This is a genomic window from Streptomyces alkaliphilus (genome assembly GCF_014141535.1).
In the GTDB taxonomy this organism is placed as follows: Bacteria; Actinomycetota; Actinomycetes; order Streptomycetales; family Streptomycetaceae; genus Streptomyces; species Streptomyces alkaliphilus.
Genome location: NZ_VKHT01000357.1, coordinates 1 through 4,768, shown reverse-complemented (window position 1 = coordinate 4,768; position 4,768 = coordinate 1). Strand labels below are relative to the sequence as shown.

The following is a 4,768-nucleotide window of genomic DNA, read 5'->3' as shown; positions in this document are numbered from 1 at the left end:
ACCCCGCCCCGCCCCCGTGACCCCCGGTCACGGGGGCGGGGCGCTGTCCGACACGCCCCGTCCGGCATCCTCCGTGCGGGTGATTCCCGACGCCGGCCCCCCGAGCGGTGAGCGAGTCTCCCGTTCTTCGGCGGAACTCGCGTGAACAGCGGTTTTCCCGCTCCTTCCCCGTCTTCCGGCGAACCCCGCCCGTCGGGGCCGGGCGGAACCCGGCAGGAGGAGCGCCCCCGGTCCTCCGCTAGATTCTGCTGCCCCCGGGGCCCGTCGGTGGGTCCCCGCCCGAGGGAGAGCGTTCCGCAGTGGCATCGCATCGACGGCCGGCGTCCGTCCGGGGCCGGCTCGCGCCCTCCCGGTGGGGACGCGCCGTGGCCCTCTCCGCGGCCCTCTCCGCGACCACGGGGGCCCTGGCCGTGCTCGGTTCCGCGCCCGTGGCGGCCGCACCGGGAACGGGGACCCCGGGGGACGGCGCCGAGGGAGCCGAGCCCCCGCCCGGTGACTCCGCCACCGCCCGTGCCCTGCTGGACGACACGGTGATCGAGGCGGGGCGGGCGGTGGAGGAGTACAACCGGGTCTCCGAACGGGTCGGGGAGCTGACCACGGAGGTGGAGCGGCTGCGCGACCGCCTCGCCCGCGACCGGGAGCGCGTCAACCGCAAGCGGGAGGCCCTCGGCGGCATCGCGGGGGCGCAGTACCGCTCGGGCGGGATGGATCCCTCGCTGGCCCTCCTGCTGTCCCCGGACCCCGACGCCTATCTCACCGGGGCGGCGGTGTGGGAACGCCTCTCCGGCCGTCGGACGGAGGAGCTGCGGGAACTGCGCCGCCTGTTGCGCGGCATGGAGCAGCGACGCGAGGAAACCGTCGAGGCGGTGGAGGAACTCGAGGAACGACGGGCCGAACTCGCCCGCCGCAAGCAGGAGGTCCGACGAAAACTCGCGGGCGCCCGGGAACGGCTGGAGCGACTGACCGCCGAGGAGGAGACCCGGGAGCGCGCCTCGCGGTCGGGGGAGCGCGAGGATCCCGCCGCCCCCGCGGAGGGCGCGGACGGACCGGTGAGCGGTCGTGCCGCCGCCGCGGTGGCCGCGGCCCGGAACGCGGTGGGTCGACCGTACGTGTGGGGCGCCAACGGACCGCACGGCTTCGACTGCTCCGGCCTCACCCAGTGGGCCTGGGCCCGGGCGGGCGCCTCGCTGCCGCGCACCTCACAGGCCCAGGCCGGCGCCGGGCGGCGGGTGGACCTCGCGCACATCCAACCCGGCGACGTGGTGGTCTACCGCCCGGACGCCGGGCACGTCGGCCTGTACGTCGGCGCCGGGCGGGTGGTCCACGCCCCCTATCCCGGTGCGAACGTGCGCGAGGACCCGCTCGGCATGATGCCGATCTCCGCCGTCGTGCGCCCCTGAACCCGGCCGGGGGCCCGACGAAACGGCGGGGCGGATAGGCTCGGCGGCGATGCACAGGACCCTGATCGTCACCAATGACTTCCCGCCCCGCCCCGGCGGCATCCAGTCCTTCCTGCACAGCCTGGCGCTGCGGCTGGACCCGGAGCGGGTGGTGGTCTACACATCCACCTGGAAGCGGGACGCCGAGGGGCGTGCCGCCTGCGCCGCCTTCGACGCGGAGCAACCCTTCCCCGTGGTGCGCGACCGGGCCGTGATGCTGCTGCCCACCCCCCGGGCCACCCGTCGGGCGTGCTCGCTGCTGCGCGAACACGACTGCACCTCGGTGTGGTTCGGGGCCGCCGCCCCGCTGGGACTGATGGCACCCGCCCTGCGGCGGGCCGGCGCCCGACGGCTGGTGGCCACCACGCACGGCCACGAGGCGGGCTGGGCCCAACTGCCGGGAGCCCGCACCCTGCTGCGCCGCATAGGGGACTCCACCGACACGATGACGTACCTGGGGGAGTACACCCGCTCCCGGATCGCCCGGGCGCTCTCCCCGGCGGCGGCCGCCCGGATGACGCAACTCCCACCGGGGGTGGACGAGAAGCTCTTCCACCCGGGATCGGGCGGGGCCGGGCTGCGCGCGGAATTGGGGCTGACCGACCGGCCGGTGGTCGTCTGCGTCTCCCGTCTGGTGCCCCGCAAGGGACAGGACACCCTCATCCGGGCGATGCCCCGGATCCTGCAAAGTCATCCGGACACGGTGTTGTTGATCGTGGGCGACGGACCCTACCGGAACGACCTGGAGCGGCTGGCGGAACGCCACGGGGTCACCGCCGCGGTCCGGTTCACCGGGGCCGTACCGGCCGCGCGACTGCCGGCCCACCACGGGGTGGGGGACGTCTTCGCGATGCCCTGCCGCACGCGCCGCGGCGGGCTGGACGTCGAGGGCCTGGGCATCGTCTACCTGGAGGCCTCGGCCACCGGTCTGCCCGTGGTCTCCGGCGACTCCGGCGGGGCCCCGGACGCGGTACTGGACGGCGAGACGGGGTGGATCGTGCGGGCGGGTGTCCCGGACGCCGCGGAGCGCACGGCCGAACGCGTGGTGGCGCTCCTGGACGACCCCGAACTGCGCCGTCGCACGGGGGAGCGGGGCCGGGCCTGGGTCGAGGAGCGCTGGCGCTGGGACCTGATCGCGGAGCGGTTGCGCGACCTGTTGTGAGCCCGTCCGGGCCTCCGGGGCGGTTCGCCGCCGAAGGCCCCCGGGAGTCCGGTCGCGGCCCGCCAGTGAGGGGGCCGCTCCGGGGGCTCAGGAGGTGTACAGGGCGTCGATCTCGGTGGCGAAGTCCCGCGCCACCACGTGCCGCTTGAGCTTCATCGAAGGGGTCAGATGGCCGGACTCCTCGGAGAACCGGTGGTCCAGGACGTGGAACGCGCGCACCGACTCCGCCCGGGAGACCGCGGCGTTGCCCCGGTCGACGGCCGTCCGGAGCTCGGCCCGCAGCGCGGGGTGCTCCAGGAGCTCGGCGGGGGACAGCCCGCCCAGACCCTGTTCGGCGGCCCAGCGGGGCAGGAACTCGTCGTCCACGGTGATCAGCGCGGCCACGAACGGGCGTCCGTCGCCCACCACCATGCACTCGGCCACCAGGGGGTGGGACCGGATGCCGTCCTCGATGACGGCCGGGGCGACGTTCTTGCCGCCCGCGGTCACCAGGATCTCCTTCTTGCGGCCGGTCAGGCGCAGGTAGCCGTCGGCGTCCAGCCTGCCGAGGTCGCCGGTGCGGTACCAGTCCCCGGTCATCGCCTCGGCGGTGGCGGCCTCGTTGTTCCAGTAGCCGCGGAACAGGTGCGGGCCGCGCAGCAGCACCTCGCCGTCCTCGGCGATCCGTACCGAGGTCCCGGGCAGCGGTCGGCCGACGGTGCCGATCCGGGGGGCGTCGAAGGGGTTGACCGCGGTCGGCGCGCAGGTCTCGGTCAGCCCGTACCCCTCCAGGACGGTGAACCCGATGCCCCGGTAGAAGTGCCCCAGCCGTTCGCCGAGGGCGGCGCCGCCGGAGATGGCGTGGGTCGCCCGACCGCCCAGCACCGCCCGCAGTTTGCGGTACACCAGGCGGTCGAAGAGGGCGTGCCGCAGCCGCAGGCCCCACCCGGGGCCCGCGGCGGTGTCCCGGGCCCGGCTGTGGGCGATGGCGGTCGCGGCGGCGGCGTCGAAGATCCGCCCCTTCCCGGCCTCCCGGGCCTTCGCCCGGGCGGAGTTGTAGACCTTCTCGAAGACCCGGGGCACCCCCAGCACGATGGTGGGTCGGAAGGAGGCCAACTCGTCGGTGAGGGTCTTCACGTCGGGGGCGTGGCCGAGCTTGATCGGCGCGAGCACCGCCACCACCTGCACGAGGCGGGCGAAGACGTGGGCCAGCGGGAGGAAGAGCAACACCGAGCTCTCGCCGGTGCGGAACAGCGGGCCGAGGACCTGGACCACGCCCCGGGCGTCGGCGAGGAAGGCCCCGTGGGTCAGCACACAGCCCTTGGGGCGCCCGGTGGTGCCCGAGGTGTAGATGATGGTGGCGGGGGTGTCGGGACCGACGGTCTCCAGGGCGCGGTCCGGGGCGGCCTCCCCGACGTCCTCGCCCGCCCGGACCAGTGCCTCGATGGCCGGGGGTTCGGCCGTTTCCCCACCGGCGCCGGATGCCCCGCCGTTCCCCGCGCCGGGGTCCAGGGTCCAGTGCCGCCGGAGGTCGGGCAGGCGGTCGCGCACGGATTCCACCAGCGCGCGGCGCTCGGCGTTCTCGGTGACGACGCCGACGGCTCCGGAGTCGGCGAGGATCCAGGCGGTCTGCTCGGCCGAGCTGGTCTCGTAGATGGGGACGGACACGGCGCCCGCGTACCAGAGGGCGAAGTCCAGCAGGGTCCACTCGTACCGGGTCCGCGACATCACGGCCACCCGGTCGCCGGGGCGGATCCCGGAGGCGATCAGCCCCTTGGTCACGGCGCGGACCTCGGAGCGGAAGGCGGAGGCCGTGACGTCCTCCCAGACCCCGTCCCGCTTGCGGGCGACCACGGCTTCGTCGGGCCGGCGGGCGGCGTTGGCGTCGATCAGACCCGGCAGGCCGTTCCCGTCCGGTGCCCCCCGGAGGGCGGGGCCACTGAACTCGCGGGGTTCGGGGGACTCGGGCACGAACGCTCCTCGGACACGCCGAAGGGGCCGTCACGGTCCGGCCCTCGTTGGCTGCGGTACTGGTCGGGGCCCGCGGATCCCGCGGGCCGCCTGGACGTTACCCATCGGTACGTCCGCGATGCCAGGGGATTCGTCCGAATGTTCCCCGTGTCACATCCCGGATCCCCCGCGCACCCTAACCCGGGGCGGGAGGTCGGCCTCCCGGGCCGCTCCCCTC

General features: G+C 75.2%; 3 protein-coding genes. 2 read left to right on the top strand and 1 reads right to left on the bottom strand.

Annotated features, from left to right (window positions below; translation table 11 throughout):
• Positions 1-299: 299 nt before the first annotated feature.
• Positions 300-1,400, top strand: a complete 1,101-nt coding sequence (locus FNQ90_RS12930) for a C40 family peptidase (RefSeq protein WP_182606515.1) — start codon at positions 300-302, stop codon at positions 1,398-1,400.
• 49 nt (positions 1,401-1,449) lie between these two features.
• The gene (locus FNQ90_RS12925; RefSeq protein ID WP_182606514.1) at positions 1,450-2,601 is read left to right on the top strand and encodes a glycosyltransferase family 4 protein; all 1,152 of its coding nucleotides are present in this window, start codon (positions 1,450-1,452) and stop codon (positions 2,599-2,601) included.
• Positions 2,602-2,688: 87 nt separating this feature from the next.
• Here FNQ90_RS12925 and FNQ90_RS12920 read toward each other — a convergent pair whose 3' ends face one another.
• The gene (locus FNQ90_RS12920) at positions 2,689-4,551 is read right to left on the bottom strand and encodes an AMP-dependent synthetase/ligase (protein WP_407699358.1); all 1,863 of its coding nucleotides are present in this window, start codon (positions 4,549-4,551) and stop codon (positions 2,689-2,691) included.
• Between the last annotated feature and the right edge of the window lie 217 nt (positions 4,552-4,768).